This is a genomic window from Bradyrhizobium sp. IC3123, assembly GCF_020193625.1.
Lineage (GTDB): Bacteria > Pseudomonadota > Alphaproteobacteria > Rhizobiales > Xanthobacteraceae > Bradyrhizobium > Bradyrhizobium yuanmingense.
The window spans coordinates 278,079-294,896 of sequence record NZ_JADYVF010000008.1 but is presented as its reverse complement, the minus strand read 5'-3'; the positions used below and the strand labels follow the sequence as shown (position 1 = coordinate 294,896).

Here is a 16,818-nt window from a genome sequence, read left to right as displayed (position 1 = left end):
GCGGCAAGAATTGTTTCATGACAGTTTCGTGGCCCCGCCGGCTCGTTAACGAACAAAACAGCGCGCCGACACTTCTGTGACGTCACACGCCTGAAATATCCTTCGTTGATGGTCGATGCCTGAGAATCATCAAACTCTCGGGATTTTCCCATGCGGGTATTAATCGCGACGGACGCCTGGCATCCCCAGGTCAACGGTGTGGTCCGCACCCTGACCTCCCTGGCGAATGCGGCCAAGACCCTCGACGTCGAGATCGACTTCCTCACCCCCGACGGCTTTCCGTCCTGGCCGCTGCCGACCTATCCGGGCCTGCGCTTTGCGCTGCCTTCGGCGAAGGAGATCGCGCGGCGGATCGAGAAGGCCGCGCCGGAGGCGCTGCATATCGCGACCGAGGGCCCGATCGGCTGGGCGGCGCGCGCCTATTGCCGCCGCAACCGGCTCGCCTTCACCACCTCCTACACGACGCGCTTTCCGGAATACGTCTCGGTGCGGACCGGCATCCCGGCGGGCGTCGGCTATGCGGTGCTGCGCCACTTCCACGATGCCGCCGCCATGACCATGGTGGCGACGCCCTCGCTGCGGCAGGAGCTGTCGGAGCGCGGCTTCAAGCGGCTCGGCTTCTGGACGCGCGGCGTCGACACCGGGCTGTTTCATCCCGACGCTCCGGCACAGCTCGACCTGCCGCGGCCGATCTTCATGACGATGGGGCGCGTGGCGGTGGAGAAGAATCTCGAAGCGTTCCTCTCGCTTGACCTGCCCGGCACCAAGGTCGTGGTCGGCGACGGCCCGCAGAAGGCGGCGCTGGAGAAGAAATATCCGGACGCAGTCTTCCTCGGCGAGAAGAAGGGGGCGGATCTCACCGCGCATCTCGCCGCGGCCGACGTATTCGTGTTTCCGAGCCTGACCGACACCTTCGGCGTGGTGCAGCTCGAGGCGCTCGCCTGCGGCACGCCGGTTGCGGCGTTTCCGGTCACGGGCCCGAAGGACGTCATTGCCGATCACCCGATCGGCGCGATCGACCACGATCTGCGCACCGCCTGCCTGCGCGCGCTCACGATGTCACGCGAGACCTGCCGCAACTTCGCGCTGGAGCGCTCCTGGGAGAACAGCGCGCGCCAGTTCGTCGGCAACCTCACCTCACTGCAGCCCAGCCGCTCCTTGCGCGCCTCGCCTCGCATGGCGCGGCGGCCGGTGCGCGGCTGACCGTTTATTCGAACCACAGCGAGAACCTCATCGATGGCTAAGATCATGAACCTTGACGGCACCCAGCAGCTCGACCTCACGCGCGGCACGGTCGAGCAGGCCTATGACCGCTGGGCGCCGGTCTACGATCTCGTGTTCGGCGGCGTGTTCGCCAAGGGCCGGCAGGCGGCGATCGCGGCCACCAACAAGATCGGCGGCCGCGTGCTCGAGGTCGGCGTCGGCACCGGCATCTCGCTGCCGCTCTACGCGCCGAACCTGCGCATCTTCGGCACCGACATTTCGGAAGCGATGCTGGACAAGGCGCGCCGCCGCGTGACGGAGCAGAAGCTGAAGAACGTCGAGGGCCTCGCGGTGATGGACGCCGAGAAGCTCGAATTCCCCGATAATTCCTTCGACGTCGTGATGGCGCAATACGTCGTCACCGCCGTGCCGAACCCGGAGAAGGCGCTCGACGAATTCGCCCGCGTGCTGCGTCCGGGCGGCGAATTGATCATCCTCACCCGCGTCAGCGCCGACACCGGCATGCGCCGCTTCATCGAGCAGAAGCTGCAGCCGGTGGTGCGTCCGCTCGGCTTCCGCACCGCCGAGTTCGCCTGGTCGCGCTACGCCAAATGGCTCGCCGGCGCGCACGGCATCGAGCTTGCCGAGCGCCGCTTGATTCCGCCGCTGGGACACTTCTCGCTGGTGCGCTTCCGCAAGGTCGACGTCGCCAAGGCGGCTTGATCTGAAGCTCACGCGTCGCGTGCGTCATCGCGCCGCTGCACATCGTCACATGACAAAATGATGATGTCACACGGCCTACATCGAATCTCTGTAAATCCTGAACCCGAAAGCATTTTGGGGATGAGCATGATCAAGAACTATCTCGAGCAGCTGCGGATCCAGCGCTGGGACGACCATCGCTACTATCACCACAGCCGCATCAATCAGAGCCTGCACTTCGTCAGCGCGCTGAGCTTCCTCTTCGCCTATGTCTGGCTGTTCATCGATCCCGTCGTCTCCGCGCTGGTCGGCTGGCTGGTGTCGATGACCTCGCGCCAGGCCGGCCATTTCTTCTTCGAGCCGCACACCTACGACCACATCAATCAGGCGACGCACGAGTACAAGGAAGAGATCAAGGTCGGCTACAATCTGCAGCGCAAGGTGGTGCTGATGGCGATCTGGGCGCTGTCGCCGCTGGTACTGGTCGTCGATCCCACCCTGTTCGGCATCTTCACGCCCTGGCAGAGCGCGACCGACTTCATGCGGCAGGTGGCGAAGATCTGGCTCGTGGTCGGCGGCGGCGGCCTGTTGTTCCGCACCGTGCACCTGTTCTTCATCCGCGACGTCGAGACCGGCCTCGTCTGGATGACCAAGATCCTGACCGATCCGTTCCACGATTTGATGCTCTATCGCGGTGCTCCGCTCGCCCTGATGCGCGGCGAGCTGATGGATCCCGGCCTGCACCTCAATCCCGAGCACACGCTGGGCTTCATCGACGAGCCCGTGCTCGAAGAGCAGCACGCTTGAAGCGCGCGGCGCACGCGACACGCTCCGATGTCTGATGGCTACGTCATGCCCGGCCTTGTGCCGGGCATCCACGTGTTCGGGACTGCGAACGCGGTGCTTCCTTCACCTCTCCCCGCGTGCGGGGAGAGGTCGAATTTGCGCGGAGCGCAAATTCGGGTGAGGGGGACTCTCCGCGGGGATGCTGCCAGATGGTCGTGCGTCAATGCTCACCGCACGCGCGGAGAGTCCCCCTCACCCCGACCCTCTCCCCGCAAGCGGGGCGAGGGAGAAGGGCGAGCGGTGATCGGGGCCAAGTGTCAGAAAGCCTCAGCGCCCGAAGCGCTTGGCCAGCATCTCTTTCAGGATCTGGCGCTTGATCTGCTTGTTGGTGAGCACGCCATCGTGCCACCAGAAGCCGTCGGCCTTCATCTTCTGCGCGGCGCGGACGAAGCGGTCGGCGACTTCGGTGAAGTCGGCGTCGGTGTAGTTGAGGCTGAAGATCAGCCGTCCGGTGCCGACCCAGCTCAACGCCAGGCCTTCGGCGCGCAGGTAATATTGCAGCATCCAATTGTAGCGGGACGGCGTGGTGTATTTCACCGTCCAGATCGAGGAGAAGTTGGCGAAGCGCACCGGCAGGTCGGCATCCTGCATCATCTGGTTGAGCTTCTTCACGCGCCCGTTCCAGGTCTCCTCCAGCCCATCATAAACGGCGCGGAAGTTCGGGCTGGCGAGGCGGCTCAAGAACTCGTCCATCGCCGTCATGACGTAGGGGTGCGAGTTGAAGGTGCCGCGGGCGAAGCAGATGTCGGCGGGGCGGTCGTCGCGGAAGCGCCGCATCAATTCGCGCTTGCCGCAGACCACGCCGACCGGCAGGCCGCCGGCGAGGCTCTTGCCGTAGGTCACCATGTCGGCGCGCACGCCGAAATACTCCTGGGCGCCGCCGGCGGCGAGGCGGAAGCCGACGAACACCTCGTCGAAGATCAGGACGATGCCGCGTTCGCTGCAAACTTCGCGCAGCTTCTTCAGCCATTCGGTGTAGGCCGCGCGATCGAAATGGCCTTCGCGCGAGGAATCGACGAGCGAGGAATCCCCGGGCGCGTTGGCGTTAGGATGCAGCCCCTGCAGCGGGTTGACCAGCACGCAGGCGATGTCCTTGCGCGTGCGCAGGACATGCAGCGTCTTCTCCGACATCTCGGCGAGGGTATAGGTCTCGTGCGCAGGAATGGGATTGCCGACGCCCGGCTGCACGTCGCCCCACCAGCCGTGATAGGCGCCGGCGAAACGAACCAGATGCGTGCGCTTGGTGTGGTAGCGCGCCAGCCGCACCGCCTGCATCACGGCCTCGGTGCCGGACATGTGGAACGAGACCTCGTCGAGGCCGGAGATTTGGCAGAGCCGCTGCACATTCTCGAGGATGACGGGATGGTAGGGGCCGAGCACGGGGCCCAGCGCATGCGCGCGCTTCTCGGCGCCCTCGATGCACTCCTTGTAGAAGTCGTTGCCGAAGATGTTGACGCCGTAGGAGCCCGTGAGGTCGTAAGCGGTGTTGCCGTCGACGTCGGTGACGGTGACGCCGCGCGAGGATTCCATGAAGGTCGACGTGCCCAGATGCTCGCGGACGAGACGCGAGAACTGGAACGGCACGCGGTAGCTTTCGGTGAAGTTCAGGTCGGAGATCGTCTCCGCCGCTTCCTTCGTCATCGCGCGACCCCGGGGGTAGCGCTCGGCGTAAAGCCTGGCGAGACGGAAAAAGGCGTCCTTGCGTTGCGCTGCGATGTTCGCCGGCGCGCCGTCGCAGGCGAAGTATTGATCACCCTCGAACTCGTAGAACGGCAGCAGCCGCGCCACCCGGCGCGACATCTTCGAGTGCCCGGCCAGCGAGCGGTGCTTGGCGCGGGAGAGTTCGACCCGCGCCTTGATCTTCGGGAGGACGGCGGCAGCGGACGCTGCGGCGGCCACGGACATCGAGAGAATCGGGAGTGTCGTTTCCATGACAACAAGCGCTAAACCTGCGAGCTGACAGATTCATGACAGTCAAAGCCCTCATCGCCTCTTTCACCCAGCAGGAAGACCTCAACTTCCTGTTGACCAACCGCATCCCGCGCGCGGCCCTGACCCGCTTCATGGGCTGGTTCTCCAAGATCGAGAATCCCCTGGTGCGGGACTTCTCGATCGCGCTGTGGAAGCTGTTCTCCGACCTCGATCTGTCGGAGGCGCGCAAGACGCAGTTCAGCAGTCTGCACGACTGCTTCACCCGGGAGCTGAAGCCGGGCCTGCGGCCGTTCGATCCTGATCCTGCAGTGGTGGCGAGCCCCTCGGACGGCATCGTCGGCGCTCACGGGAAAATCGCGGACACCGAGCTGTTCCAGGTCAAGGGCGCGCCCTATTCGCTGCTCGATCTCGTCGGCGATTCCGCGCTGGTCGAGCAGCACCGCAACGGCTCTTTCGTTACGCTGCGGCTGACGTCGAGCATGTATCACCGCTTCCATGCGCCTTATGACGCGCACATCGAGCGGGTCACGCTGATCCACGGTGACGTCTGGAACGTCAACCCGATCGCGCTCAAGCGCGTCGAGCGTCTGTTCTGCAAGAACGAGCGCGCGGTGATCCGCACGCATTTGTCGACCGGCGAAGCCGTGACGCTGGTGCCGGTGGCGGCGATTCTGGTCGCGAGCATCCGCCTGCACTTCCTCGACATGGTGCTGAACGCGCAGACGCGCGGCCCGGTCAATTTTCCCTGCGACGTCAACGTGAGCAAAGGCGAGGAGCTCGGCTGGTTCGAGCACGGCTCGACCATCATCATCCTCGCGCCCGGCGATTTCTCGTTCTGCGACGGCATTGCCGAGGGCACGCGCATTCGCGCCGGTCAAGCGCTGCTCAGGAGAAAGTAGCCTTCAATCCGCCGCCCCCGCCGCCTATATCGTCGGGCGGGGACGATTCGATCGATACGGATGTGACGATGGCGCGGGCGCCGGTCATGGCGGCGGGTGGTATTGTGTTGCGGCGCGCGCCGGTGCCGCTGGTTGCAGTCGTGCGCCAGCGCAAGCGCAACGAATGGGTCCTGCCCAAGGGCAAGCTCGACGACGGCGAGACGCCGAGGGAAGCCGCGCACCGCGAGGTGTTGGAGGAGACCGGCCACGACGTGGCCGTGCACGAATTTCTGGGCACGCTGGTCTATCAGTCCGGCGGGCGCTCCAAGGTCGTGCATTACTGGCGGATGGAGGCCGACGGCGGGCCGGTCCGCAAGCTGATGAACGACATCAAGGCGGTCGACTGGCTGACGCTGGACGACGCGATCGCCCGTCTGTCGCGCGAATACGAACGCGTCTTCCTGACTCAGATCGGACCGATCGCGCTCGCGGCGGCAGGGCTGGCGCCTCTGTTCGCCCCGGAGCAGGTTTCCGAGCCGGTGTCGCCGTTGGCGAAAGACGACATCCATGCATCTTTGCAGACGCTGACACCTGCGGAAGCAGCTTCCGTCGATGAATTGCGGCACGGCCTGTTGCGGAAGGTGAAGGCCTGGCTGCGCGGCGAGGCGTGAGTTATTTACGCGCAATTTCAGTGCGGCATTGAAGGTGCACCCTCTCCCCTTGTGGGAGAGGGTGGCTCGCCGCAATAGCGGCGAGACGGGTGAGGGGTCTCTATCCTCACGAGCGGGTCCGGCGAGTGGATAGAACCCCTCATCCGGCGCTTCGCGCCACCTTCTCCCACAAGGGGAGAAGGAAGACTACCGCCGCTCCTTCTCCTTCGGAGCGGGCGCGGGTCTGTGCGGCGCTGCGGGACGTTGCGCGGCGGGGAGGCGTGGCTGGAAGCCGCCGGGGCGCTGCATACCTGGTTGTTGAGCCGGAGGCTGGCCCGGTTGCAATCCTGTGCGCGGCAATGGCTGCTGCGGATCTGCTTGCTGTGTCCCGCCCGGTTGCGGCGGCACGATTCCTCCGGGCTGAATCTGTCCATCACGCTGCGGCAGGGTCTGCGGTACGCGTGGACGGCCGGCACCTTGCGGCTGGCCGGGCTGCGGCTGCATGCCTTGCTGTAGTCCCTGCCGGCTCGGCGTGCCCGGCTGCTGCTGACCCGGACGATTGTCCTGTCGCGGCTGGACGTTCGGTCGTTGCGGCTGCCGGCCTGGGGTTGTCGTCGGCCGCAATTGTTGCTGCTGCGGCGGTTGTGCCGGCCGCGGAATGCGGCTGAGCGCAGCCGGATTGGCGCGACGGAAGTCGCGCTGCTCGATGACGATCTGCCGGCCCGCGGTCTGCGCCAGATGCACCTGGCCGACGAAGCCGCGGTCGCGCGCGATCTGCGGCGCGGGAATTATGATCGGCACGGCAGCAAAGCGCATGCCGCCGGCCGTGGCTGCGCCCGCTCGGATCGCAAAGCCGCTCGCGGCTTGCGTCAGCGCGCCGAGCCGCGCGCCGCTCGCGCGTTCCTCGACATCGATGTGGCCGACCCGGCCGTCGGCGTCGGGATAGAGCTTGATGTTGACGTTCGCGCCCGGTTCGCCGCCGCCCCTTCGGGCACGTCGACGACCCCGGTGGTGCCGCGGATGCCGAGCGTTGCCGTCGGCGTCGTGATCTTCATGTCGCCCGTCTTCGCCACCGCGGCCGCCACGAAGGCAACCGTGCCCTTGCCGACGTCGAAGATCGCCGAATTCTGCTTGCCGCCGTCGTCATAGACGTAATTGTCGATGGTGATCTTCGCGCTGGCCGAGAGGTTGAACGTGGTGGCGTCGTTGAAGGTGATGCCCGAGCGCGGAGTTCGACGAGGTCTGCACGATGTCGTTGAGATAGATATCGTCGCGCACGCGCAGCGGATAGGAATTCTTGTCGCGGATCACGGTCGCGATCCCCGTCACGGTCGCGACGTTGCCGATCGGCTCGACGGCGGGGGGCTGTGCGTCTGCAGACGGTGCCGGCGTCGCCGTCGGCGTCGGCGAAGGCGCGGGCGTTGGCTGGGCTTGCGGTTGCGCCTGTGCGAACTCGATCGTCTCGGATGCGCACGCTACACCAGCGCCTGCCAGCGGCAAGGCCAGCAGGGCGAGCGCGAATACGAGGCGGCGCCAAGCCAGCATTGATGTCACGAAGGACTCCCGGTGAGAGCGTGAGGCGAGATCGGGCGATTTCAACGGGGTGTGGCTGAATGGTGGATGAACGTCTGTCGTCGGGGCAGGGGCTAGCTATCCTTCCGTCATGGCCGGGCTTGTCCCGCCTGCACGGACGAAGCCGCTACGGCGCGGCGAAGGCACGGCCATCCACGTCTTGATTGCGGTACGAAGAACGTGGATGCCCGGGACAAGCCCGGGCATGACGAAGAGTTGTCTACTTTTCGCGATGCGCTCCGCGGGTCAGCTCACGCGCTTCCAGGTCTGGCCGCCGCAGAACATGCCGCCGAAGGCGCAGCCTTGCACGCGCATCGTATTCGGACCTTTCATCGAGATCGTGGAGTCGTAGTTGCGGCCGGAGTTGGGATCGCGAATGCGGCCGCTCCACTTCGATCCTTCGGGCTTCATGTTGATCAGGATGCGCTCATTGGTCTTCTCGGCATAGCCGCAGAGATTGGCGCCACACTGCTCGACGCGGACATTGCCCTTGTTCTCTTCGGTCGCCCAGATGCCGATCGGCGAGTTCGCTGCGGCCACGGGCGCGGCAGCCACCGGAGCCGGCGCGGGAGCCGCGGCGACGGGAGCGGCAACAGGGGCAGGCGCAGCAACAGGAGCAGGCTGCGAGCTGTCGAAGCCGACAGAAGGAGCGGCGGCAGCGGTCGCGGCTGGGGCAGCGGGCGCGGCTGGCGCTGCCGGCGCAGTCGCTTGCGGCACGGGCTGCTGCTGCACGGGAGCCGGCGTGGGTTGCGCCGTCGTGGGCGCCGGAGCCGGCGTGGTGTCGTCGTCATCGTCCTTGGAGCCGCCAAGACCCTTGAGGTTGATGTTGTTCAGCTTGATCGGCTTGTCCGACAGGCCCGGCGCGACGATGGTCACGCAATTGAGCGAAGCGCAGTTGCGCGGCGTCTCGATGCGGATGTGCTGGCCCTCGATCTGGAACGAGATCGAATTGCCGGCATGCGCGGCGGCGGTCGAAGCCAGGAAGAGGGCGGTGGCGGCGATGGAGAGCTTGTTCATGACAACCTCCGAAAATAGCGCGGTCCCGATATGGACTGGTGTCGCTGGTGAATGAAGCGTGGTTCGACCCTAAGCCGCGGCGGTCGGGCGTTCTGTGATGGGCGTCACAACGAGCGAACAACGCCTGGGTGATGCAGCGCACATTCAGCCTCGCCTGCGCTGCGTAACGTCGTCGCGACACCGAGGGAAACGCAGATGCAGCGGCTTGCAACCTGGCTTGCCACCTGTCTTGCCACATCGATCGCGTTGCTGGCGATCGCGCCGACGGCGCAGGCCGGCGCCTACACGTTCTCGATCGGCGGCAACCGGTTCCATGTCGAGGCGCCGCGCAATTGCCGATCTGCGTCCTGTATCACGGTGGCTTCCAGGCGCAGCCTCAGGTCGACGGACGATGTCGGCATGGCACGAGCCGCGCAGCCGGCGCCCACGCTGATGGTCCAGGCGCCGCAGCCGGCTTGTCCGACGGCAGCGGTCAAGCCGCCCCAAGCGGCTGTGGTGGTGCCGGCACCGGCGCCTCCCGTGCTTGCCGCGGCGACGTCGCAGCCCGTTGCACCGCCGCCGGCGCCAAGCTTGGAGATTTCGAGACTGGAGACGTTGAGGCCCGGTCCGCCGCGGGTTGATCTGGAGCGCACCGATCAGCCGAAGACCGCCGCGCTCGAACCGCCGCGCATCGAGCCGCCGGTCATCGTTCCGAGCACCGAGATCAATCAGACCGCAGCGGTGGCGCAGATCAGCACTGACCCGGGCCACGCGCTGCTCGGCGAATGGGAGAGCGCCGGCGCCAAGGGCACGGTCCGCATCGAGCGCTGTGGAGCTGCGTTGTGCGGTTACGCGCTCAGTGAAGCGTCGAGCCGCGGCGAGAGCGTGCTCGTCAACATGAAGCCGAAGAAGCACAATGTCTGGACCGGCAGCATCTACAGCCGCTCCAGCGGCAACACCTACTACGCCACGATGACGCTGAAGAGCTCCGGCAAGCTGCACGTCGAAGCCTGCGCGCTCGGCCGCTTCTGGTGCTCCGGCAACGACTGGACGCGGGTCGATGCGCCACGGGAGGAGCTGATCACGACGTCACCTCAATGGAGCGCGCGGTCGTAGCTCGTGGCGATGCGCATTGTTGTGCCCTCGCCCCTTGTGGGAGAGGGCAGCTCCGCTGGTCGACACGAATTCACTTGGGTGAGGGGTTGTCTCCACAAGCACTGTGCCGCGAGGATAGAACCCCTCATCCGTCGCGCTTTCGCGCGCCACCTTCTCCCACAAGGGGAGAAGGGAAGAGAGTCACTGTGTGCTTTGAGTCTAAATCATCCCGAGCACGATGGCGCCGACGAAGGCCATGGCGAGGTAGGCGGTGATCACGCTCAATCTGCCGGCGAACGTCATGAGGTCGCTCCCTCGGTGCGCGCTGCTTGGCGCGCAGCCCTTATGGTTAACAGAAAGTCTCTTTTCGAAAAAGTCAGGCTCGCTGTCGCTCGTCATCGGCAGCAACCGGTGCCGCCGCGCCCGGTATGGTTAAAGAACACTGAAATCAACACGTTGAAGAGTCTTTAAGTAAATTCATCGAACGTGCGTGCATGACGCGCGGAGTTCGTTTGTATCTCGTCGGCTCCATCGTCCTTGTTTCGCTAGCGGGTTGCGGTCGCGGCTTCTTCCAGGCCGAACGCGAACCCTGGCGGGCCGAGGCAGAAGCCGCATGCCTGAAATCGGGCGCAGTCAAGGAAAGTGCGGACATCGTCCGCATCGACCCGATCTCCGGGCCTGGCAGCTGCGGCGCCGAGTTTCCGCTCAAGGTCGCCGCCATCGGCGAAGCCTCCGGCACCTATGGCTTTGCCGACGAGGCGCTGCGTCCGCCCGGCAGCATCGGCAACCAGCCGCGTTGGCCGGTGCAGCCGCAGTCGAATTATCCGCAGAGCCAAGGCTATCCAACATCGTCCTATCCGGCATCGTCCTATCCGCAGCGCTCGAACTATCCCGAGAGCGCGGTGCGCCAGCCCGCCGGCTACGGCACGTCGTCCGGGCCGATGTCGCTCAACGCACCCGGCGTGGCCGCGCAGGAGGACGAGATCGATCTGCCGCCGGAGGGCACCGATGCCGCGGGGGCGGCGCGCTACATGAACACACCGAGCTATCCGGCTCGTCCGGCGCCTTACTCGCAGGCGCCGGCGCAGCAGCCGCTGCCGCGTCTTGGTCCAGCGCAGGGTAATCCCGTCACGAGCGTCGGTCCCGTCGCGATCAAGCCGACCGCGACGCTCGCCTGTCCGATCGTGTCCGAGCTCGACCGCTGGCTCGCCGACACCGTGCAGCCGTCGGCGATGCGCTGGTTCGGCGTGCGCGTCGCCGAGATCAAGCAGATCTCCGCCTATTCCTGCCGCGGGATGAACGGCAATTCGCGGGCCCATATTTCGGAGCACGCCTTCGGCAACGCCCTCGACATTTCCGCCTTCGTGCTCGCCGACGGCCGCCGCATCACCATCAAGGACGGCTGGCGCGGCATGCCGGAAGAGCAGGGCTTCCTGCGCGACGTGCAGGCTGGGGCCTGCGCGCACTTCACGACCGTGCTGGCGCCGGGCTCCAACGTCTTTCACTACGATCACATCCATGTCGATCTGATGCGCCGCGCCAGCCGCCGCCTGATCTGCCAGCCGGCCGCGGTGTCGGGCGAAGAGGTCGCCTCGCGCGCGCAATCGCGCAGACCCTATGCGAGCGGGCGCGAGCCGTCGGTGACCGGTTCGCTCGGTGCTCGCAAGAGCACGATGCACAAGCGGGAAGACGACGAGTACATCGACGAATAGCCCGATTTGCCAGTAGCCCGGATGGAGCGAAGCGCAATCCGGGAAAAACTGTCCCCGCATTCCGCTTCGCTCCATGCGGGCTACGATCGCGTCAAAGGCAATGTCTATCGTCCGCTATCTCACCCACCCGCAGGTGCAAATCGATCCCGATGTGCCGGTGCCGCAATGGGGCCTGAGCCCGGTCGGTCGCGCGCGCACCGAAGCCTTGGCGAATGCAGGCTGGCTTGCAAGCACGACGCAGATCGTCGCCAGCGGCGAGCGGAAGGCGATCGAGACCGCCGAGATCATTGCCGCTCGTCTCGGACTGATGATCGAGATCCGCGAGGCCATGCACGAGAACGACCGTTCGGCGACCGGCTTCCTGAAGCCGGCCGAGTTCGAAGCCGTCGCCGACCAGTTCTTCGCCGCGCCTCATCTCAGCGTGCGCGGCTGGGAGCGTGCCGCGGATGCACAGGCGCGGATCGTGCGCGAGGCTGAGGCGGTGCTGGCGCGACATCGTCCCGGCGACGTCCTGTTCGTCGGCCACGGCGCAGTCGGCACGCTGCTGTTTTGCCACATTGCGGGCCACCCCATCGCCCGCATCCACGATCAGCCCGCCGGCGGTGGCAACTGCTTTGCGTTCGCGCGGGAGGGGCGGCGCGTCCTTCACGGGTGGCGCGCAATGGAAGACATCGAAATTTGATCCCAGCCGAGCCGGAGTTCACCCCGCAGCCGGCTTCCGCGGCGCCGGTGCCAATCCCATGCAGCGCTGCACCTCACCCGGGACGTTGTAGGTGCGCATGATGTGGCGGCTGTCGCGCAAGCCGGACGCCTCGCGTTGCACCACGAACATCCAAAGCGCCTGGCCAGCTTCCAGCACCAGCTTGCGCCTGGCCGGTTGCATCGCTTCCGGCACATCGGTCGCTGCGTGGGCGGCGTCGAACTCGCGCAAGCGCGACAGGCTCTGTTCGAGGGCGCGGCCCATCCGTCCAAGCGCCGAAGCCTGTTCCTGGACGATCTCGTAGTGGAGGATGTCGAGCGGCGGGCGAAGATCACGAGACATGGCCGCAATATAGCCGCCCGGCCCACAGGCGCAACGCGCGGCTACTTCGCCTTATACGCCGCCAGGAACATCCGCGTTGCGCTCTCGACCACCGCACTCATGCGCTGTTCCGACGGCGCGGGCGCCGCCTGGAACACGAAGGGCAGGAACAGCGAGGCCTTGCTGAGCTCCATGAACTGCGAGGCGGCGAGATCGCAATCGTCGATCGCGAGATCGCCCGAGGCGACACGGGCCTTGAGATAGTCGGAGAGGCGGTTGATGCTCTTGTCCAGCACGCGCGCATAGTAACGGCGGCCGACATCCGGCATGCGCTCGGCGATCGCCATCACGGTGCGGATCGCCGATCCGCCACCGGGGCGGCAGACCAGGTGAAGATAGGCGAGGCCGAACTCCTTCAGCGTGGTCTCGGCCTCGCGCTCGGGATCGAAACTGAACACGACCTGGCCATGCTGGAGCGCCTCCTGTTCGACGATGGCTTCGAACAGCGCGAATTTGTCGGCGAAATAGACGTAGAGCGTGCCCTTGGAGACCTGCGCGGCGCGGGCGATCTCGCCCATGCTGGCGCCGTCGAAGCCAAGATCCATGAACACCTTGCGGGCACCGTCCAGAATCTGGCGGCGCTTGGAATTGTCCTCGTCCGGGACGACGTGCAATTGTTCGCCGGCAGCTACAACCATTGGTTTAGGGTCTCGGAAGCTTTTTGGTTCGGATCAGGGCCATGAAACGCCAACGAAGGCTTCGCGGCAGTAAGGTCTGCAGGACACGATCTCTATATTGACCGAACCGTTCGGTCAATGGTATTTGAGATCCAGCGAGGAGACCGCCCGCAGCAGCGGGCGCCCTCGGTTGCGTTTTTGGGGAGGCCTGGATGGCCGCATCGAGAGACCAGACGGCTCGCGTCCTTCGCCAGGAAGCGGTGGAGGACCAGGCGGGTGGTGATGCTGGCTCCGAGGCATCCGCACTCCCTGCCGAGCAGTTGCGCCCTCATGTCGCCGAGGAAACGAAGCGTCCGACCCGCGAGGCGCCGGAGAACCCGGTGACCGACAAGCCGCCGGCACCCGCGGCGGAAGCGCCCGCCGCCGCTGCGCCCAAATCCGGCAAGCGCAAATTCGTCCTGACCGGCCTCGGCCTCGCGCTCGCGTTCGCCGTTGCGGGCTATGCCGGCTATTACACGCTGGTCGGCCGCTTCTACATCTCGACCGACGATGCCTATGTCCGCGCCAACAACACCATGCTCGGCGCGCGCGTTGCCGGCCACATCTCCGCGATCCTCGCCGGCGACAACACGCCCGTCCAGGCCGGCGACATCATCTTCCGCATCGACGACGGCGATTACAGGATCGCGGTCCAAGCCGCCGCGACCAAGATCGCGACCCAGCAGACCACCATCGATCGCATCGGCCGCCAGGTCGCCGCACTCGACAGCCAGGTCGCCCAGGCCAAGGCGCAGCTCGTCTCCGCGGAAGCGGGCCTCAAGCGCGCCGACCTCGATTACGAGCGCCAGCAGGCGCTGAGCAGCAAGGGCTTTGCCTCGCGCGCCACCTTCGAAAGCTCGGAAGCCGGACGCGACCAGGGCGCCGCCGCGGTCAAGGCTGCAAAGGCCGCCTTTGAGGTTGCCGTCAGCAATGTCGACGTCGCCAAGGCGCAGCAGGCCGAAGCGCAAGCGCAGCTCGCCGAGCTCAAGACCACGCTGGCCAAGGCCGAGCGCGACCTCGGCTTCACCGCGGTGCGCGCACCGGTCAACGGCACGTTCTCGAACCGCCTGGTCAACACCGGCGACTTCGTCGCGGTCGGCCAGCGCCTCGGCAACATCGTGCCGCTGGACGAGGTCTATATCGATGCGAATTTCAAGGAGACGCAGCTCAAGCGCATCCGCCCGGGACAGCCGGTGACGATCAAGGTCGATGCCTATGGCATGCGCAAGTTCTCCGGCGTGGTCGACAGCATCGCGGCGGGCGCCGGCTCGGTGTTCACGCTGCTGCCGCCCGACAACGCCACCGGCAATTTCACCAAGATCGTGCAGCGCGTGCCGGTCCGCATTCGCGTGCCCAAATCGGTGGCGAAGCAGAACCTGCTCCGCGCCGGCATGTCGGTCTACGCCACCGTCGACACCAACAAGGGCGCTGCCGACGCCGACAGCGAGGTCGACCTCGACCATCCCACCGCGGTTCATCCGCAGTAGGGACGATGACATGAGCCGCGCCGCTGCCCCGAATGCAGGTGCGCTCCCTCTCCCGCTTGCGGGAGAGGTGAGATGAGTCCGAGCTGACACATGGCCACCGCCACCACCGCTTCACCTGCCATGATGGCGGATCCCGCTTCGGAGCGCATTGCGCCGAAGCGGCTGTTCGCGTTCATCATCATGGTGTTCGGGATGTTCATGTCGATCCTGGACATCCAGATCGTCTCGGCCTCGTTGAGCGAAATCCAGGCCGGGCTGTCGGCGAGCTCCAGCGAGGTGTCCTGGGTTCAGACCGCCTATCTGATCGCCGAGGTGATCGCGATCCCGCTGTCGGGTTTCCTGTCGCGCGCCTTCGGCACGCGGCTGCTGTTCGCGATCTCGGCGGCGGGCTTCACCGCCGCAAGCCTGCTTTGCGGCTTCGCCACGACGATCGAGGAGATGATCCTCTGGCGTGCGCTGCAGGGCTTTCTCGGCGCCGGCATGATCCCGACCGTGTTCGCTTCGGCCTACACCGTCTTCCCGCGCACCAAATTCCACATCGTCGGACCCATCATCGGCCTCGTCGCGACGCTGGCCCCGACCATCGGGCCGACGGTCGGCGGCTACATCACCGACCTGATGTCGTGGAACTGGCTGTTCTTCATCAACGTCGTGCCCGGCATCGGCATTACATTAGGTGTGCTGGCGCTGGTCGATTTCGACGAGCCGCATTTCGAATTGCTCGACCGCTTCGACTGGTGGGGCCTGCTGTTCATGGCGAGCTTCCTCGGCACGCTGGAATACGTGCTGGAGGAAGGATCGCAACATCAATGGATGCAGGACACGTCGGTCGCGATCTGCGCCTGGATCAGCGGTCTCTCGGCCATCGCCTTCTTCTGGCGCGTGTTCACGGCGGCCGAGCCGATCGTCAATCTGCGCACCTTCTCCGACCGCAATTTCGCCGTCGGATGCACGCTGCAATTCTGCATCGGCATCGGCCTCTACGGCCTGACCTACATCTACCCGCGCTATCTCGCCGAAGTGCGCGGCTACAGCGCGCTGATGATCGGCGAGACCATGTTCGTCTCCGGCATCACCATGTTCCTGGTCGCGCCGCTGGTCGGCCGGCTCATGGCGAAGGTCGACATGCGCTACATGATCGCATTCGGCCTCATCGTGTTCGCGATCGGCTCCTACCAGATGACCTTTATCACGCGCGAATACGATTTCTACGAGCTGCTGGTGCCGCAGATCCTGCGCGGCATCGGCATGATGTTCGCGATGGTGCCGACCAACAACATCGCGCTCGGCACGCTCGCGCCCGAGAAGGTGAAGAACGCGAGCGGACTGTTCAACCTGATGCGCAATCTCGGCGGCGCGGTCGGCCTCGCCGTCATCAACACCGTGCTCAACGAACGCACCGACCTGCACATCGTCCGCCTGCAGGAGCGGGTGACCTGGGGCAACGCGACCGCGACTGAAACCCTGACCATGTTGATGCAGAAGTTCCAGGGGCTCGGCGATTCCGCGCTGATGGCGATGAAGCAGCTCAGCCAGATCGTGCATCGTCAGGCCGTGGTGATGAGCTTCGGCGATGTCTTCCTCATGCTGGCGCTGTTCTATCTCGGTCTCAGCCTGCTGGTCGCGCTGCTGAACAAGCCGGCTTCCCCGTTCGGCGCGGCCGGCGACGCGCACTAATTTGCAACACTCGTGCGTGATCTCGCGCGAGCCCCGTTGCAATCGGCTGGCGACACATCTATAAAGCGCACCTCATTCATTCGAACCGGGGAGAGATTTGCATGATGTCGTCGCAATCGCAGATCGTACGCCCGCGCTCGATGATGACCTCGATCACGTTCTGGCTCGGTATGTACGCGGCCTGTTAGAGGCCTCTTCCGCCAGCTTCGATTGGGCCAAGGTTTTGGCCAAGCGTCCCGATCGCTTCGTTTCCCAAGTCAAAGTCAGTCTTACGTGACGCCGTCGCGGCCTTCGCGGCCGGCCTGCGTCCATCGATGGAGCCGGCCCGCGC

Annotated in this window: 15 protein-coding genes and 1 pseudogene; 10 read left to right on the top strand and 6 right to left on the bottom strand. The window is 65.6% G+C overall.

Going from position 1 to position 16,818, the window contains the following annotated elements:
- The first annotated feature begins 150 nt into the window (after positions 1-150).
- From I6F20_RS25545 to I6F20_RS25535, 3 genes are all read left to right on the top strand, one after another.
- On the top strand, positions 151-1,203 hold the full coding sequence (locus I6F20_RS25545; protein WP_057026948.1) for a glycosyltransferase family 4 protein: 1,053 nt from the start codon (positions 151-153) through the stop codon (positions 1,201-1,203).
- A 33-nt stretch (positions 1,204-1,236) separates the two neighbouring features.
- Complete coding sequence (locus I6F20_RS25540) at positions 1,237-1,926, top strand: class I SAM-dependent methyltransferase (protein ID WP_036003432.1); 690 nt, start codon at positions 1,237-1,239, stop codon at positions 1,924-1,926.
- 126 nt (positions 1,927-2,052) lie between these two features.
- Positions 2,053-2,712 (top strand): membrane protein, encoded by a 660-nt coding sequence (locus tag I6F20_RS25535; RefSeq protein ID WP_025034507.1) that lies wholly within the window; start codon positions 2,053-2,055, stop codon positions 2,710-2,712.
- A 306-nt stretch (positions 2,713-3,018) separates the two neighbouring features.
- Here the strand turns inward: I6F20_RS25535 and I6F20_RS25530 are convergent, their stop codons facing one another.
- The gene (locus I6F20_RS25530; RefSeq protein ID WP_225128360.1) at positions 3,019-4,683 is read right to left on the bottom strand and encodes an aminotransferase class III-fold pyridoxal phosphate-dependent enzyme; all 1,665 of its coding nucleotides are present in this window, start codon (positions 4,681-4,683) and stop codon (positions 3,019-3,021) included.
- A gap of 35 nt (positions 4,684-4,718) precedes the next feature.
- Between I6F20_RS25530 and asd the strand changes: the two genes are divergently transcribed.
- Together asd and I6F20_RS25520 are read left to right on the top strand one after the other, a co-directional pair.
- Entirely contained in the window at positions 4,719-5,582 is an 864-nt protein-coding gene (gene asd, locus I6F20_RS25525; RefSeq protein ID WP_036003438.1) for an archaetidylserine decarboxylase, read from the top strand.
- Between the two features lie 68 nt (positions 5,583-5,650).
- Entirely contained in the window at positions 5,651-6,232 is a 582-nt protein-coding gene (locus I6F20_RS25520; protein ID WP_225128358.1) for an NUDIX hydrolase, read from the top strand.
- A 186-nt stretch (positions 6,233-6,418) separates the two neighbouring features.
- Here I6F20_RS25520 and I6F20_RS25515 read toward each other — a convergent pair.
- Both I6F20_RS25515 and I6F20_RS25510 read right to left on the bottom strand, forming a co-directional pair.
- Positions 6,419-7,756, bottom strand: a pseudogene (locus I6F20_RS25515) (FecR family protein).
- Positions 7,757-8,029: 273 nt separating this feature from the next.
- The gene (locus I6F20_RS25510) at positions 8,030-8,800 is read right to left on the bottom strand and encodes a DUF2147 domain-containing protein (RefSeq protein ID WP_225128356.1); all 771 of its coding nucleotides are present in this window, start codon (positions 8,798-8,800) and stop codon (positions 8,030-8,032) included.
- Positions 8,801-8,995: 195 nt separating this feature from the next.
- Between I6F20_RS25510 and I6F20_RS25505 the strand changes: the two genes are divergently transcribed.
- The gene (locus I6F20_RS25505) at positions 8,996-9,895 is read left to right on the top strand and encodes a DUF2147 domain-containing protein (RefSeq protein ID WP_225128354.1); all 900 of its coding nucleotides are present in this window, start codon (positions 8,996-8,998) and stop codon (positions 9,893-9,895) included.
- A 198-nt stretch (positions 9,896-10,093) separates the two neighbouring features.
- On the opposite strand, the gene I6F20_RS25500 is transcribed toward I6F20_RS25505, so the two are convergent.
- Positions 10,094-10,273 carry a hypothetical protein gene (locus tag I6F20_RS25500; protein ID WP_158284424.1) on the bottom strand — a complete coding sequence of 60 codons (180 nt, stop codon included), beginning with the start codon at positions 10,271-10,273 and terminating at the stop codon, positions 10,094-10,096.
- Between the two features lie 95 nt (positions 10,274-10,368).
- On the opposite strand from I6F20_RS25500, the gene I6F20_RS25495 reads away from it, so the two are divergent.
- Positions 10,369-11,586: an extensin family protein gene (locus I6F20_RS25495; RefSeq protein ID WP_225128352.1), complete on the top strand. Its 1,218-nt coding sequence runs from the start codon at positions 10,369-10,371 to the stop codon at positions 11,584-11,586.
- 100 nt (positions 11,587-11,686) lie between these two features.
- Complete coding sequence (locus I6F20_RS25490; RefSeq protein ID WP_225128350.1) at positions 11,687-12,268, top strand: histidine phosphatase family protein; 582 nt, start codon at positions 11,687-11,689, stop codon at positions 12,266-12,268.
- 18 nt (positions 12,269-12,286) lie between these two features.
- Here I6F20_RS25490 and I6F20_RS25485 read toward each other — a convergent pair whose 3' ends face one another.
- Positions 12,287-12,628: a DUF6665 family protein gene (locus tag I6F20_RS25485; RefSeq protein ID WP_225128347.1), complete on the bottom strand. Its 342-nt coding sequence runs from the start codon at positions 12,626-12,628 to the stop codon at positions 12,287-12,289.
- Positions 12,629-12,669: 41 nt separating this feature from the next.
- Positions 12,670-13,305, bottom strand: a complete 636-nt coding sequence (locus I6F20_RS25480) for a TetR/AcrR family transcriptional regulator (RefSeq protein WP_225128345.1) — start codon at positions 13,303-13,305, stop codon at positions 12,670-12,672.
- A gap of 191 nt (positions 13,306-13,496) precedes the next feature.
- Here I6F20_RS25480 and I6F20_RS25475 point away from each other — a divergent pair, with 191 nt between their 5' ends.
- On the top strand, positions 13,497-14,810 hold the full coding sequence (locus I6F20_RS25475) for an HlyD family secretion protein (RefSeq protein WP_225128343.1): 1,314 nt from the start codon (positions 13,497-13,499) through the stop codon (positions 14,808-14,810).
- Between the two features lie 90 nt (positions 14,811-14,900).
- Complete coding sequence (locus I6F20_RS25470) at positions 14,901-16,487, top strand: DHA2 family efflux MFS transporter permease subunit (RefSeq protein WP_057026936.1); 1,587 nt, start codon at positions 14,901-14,903, stop codon at positions 16,485-16,487.
- Positions 16,488-16,818: the final 331 nt, after the last annotated feature.